Consider the following 1243-nt stretch of genomic DNA (forward strand, 5'->3'; position numbering starts at 1 on the left):
GGCAATGTCATGAGTAACAGTGGTGCCGCAAAGAGTGAGTGCTTAATCATTCTACATTTTCATTCTGATGAATATTGCCTCTGTTGCCTACCTTGCCCCAGTCTCGTTCAGAGCGTTCACGCAGTCGATATTGCCCATCTCGGTTGCGATGGATATTGGGGTTGTGCCATCAGATGCTGCGGCGTTGAGATCCGCCCCGGCATTGATCAGGAGTTTCACGATGTCGGGATGGCCTTTCTGGGCTGCGATGAACAACGGGGTATTGCCACCCGTAGTCCGGGCATTGAGATTTGCCTTGGCTTCGATCAGGAGTTTCACGATGTCGGGATGGCCGTTCCGGGCTGCGATGAGCAGAGGATTGAGCCCATCTTTTTTGCAGGCGTTGAGATCTGCCTTGGCTTCGATCAGGAGTTCCAGAATCTCGGTATGACCATTCTGGGCTGCGACATACACTGAGGTAACGCCATCCGCAGTCCGGGCGTTGAGATCCGCCCCGGCTTCGATCAGGGCTTGCACAATGTCGGTATGGCCGTTGTTGGCTGCGATAAGCACTGAGGTGACACCACCCGTAGTCCTGGCGTTGAGATCTGCACTGGCTTCAATCAGGAGTTTCACGATGTCGGTATAGCCCTTCTGGGAAGCGATGAGCAGCGGTGTGACGCCATTCCTGGTGGGGGAGTTGAGGTCTGCCCCGGCTTTGATCAGGCGTTTCACGATGTCGGTATAGCCGTTCCGGGCTGCGATGAACAGTGGGGTGGAACCATCCAAAGTCCTGGCGGAATGCTTAGTGCGGTTATTGAGATCCGCCCCGGCTTCGATCAGGGCTTTCACAATGTCGGTATGGCCGTTGCGGGCTGCGATGAATAGTGGGGTGCCGTCATCCTCAACCCGCGCGTTGAGATCTGCCCTGGCGTCGATCAGGAGTTTCACGCAGTCGGTATTGCCCGTTTCGGCTGCGATGAACAACGGGGTGGCGCCATCCGCAGCCTGGGTGTTGAGATCTGCCTTGGCTTCAATCAGGAGTCTCAGGATGTCGGTATGGCCCATCTTGGCTGCGGTCGACAGCGAGGTGACGCCATCCATCGTTCGGGTGTTGAGATTCGCCCCGGCGTTGATCAGGCGTACGACGATGTCCTTGTGCCCCTTACCGGATGCCAATATCAGGGCGCTGAAACCATCATTCATGAGGGTATTGACATTGACTCCCTCTGCCAGTGACTTCTCCACCTGATCCAAATCCCCC

The 1243-nt window shown here is 56.2% G+C and carries 1 protein-coding gene; it reads right to left on the reverse strand.

Annotation, left to right across the window (positions count from 1 at the left end):
* Positions 1 to 87 precede the first annotated feature (87 nt).
* A partial coding sequence (locus tag KDK16_RS07630; protein WP_257275413.1) for an ankyrin repeat domain-containing protein occupies positions 88 to 1243 on the reverse strand: 1156 nt, incomplete at its 5' end.

The sequence above is a fragment of the Endozoicomonas sp. SESOKO4 genome (assembly GCF_024606275.1).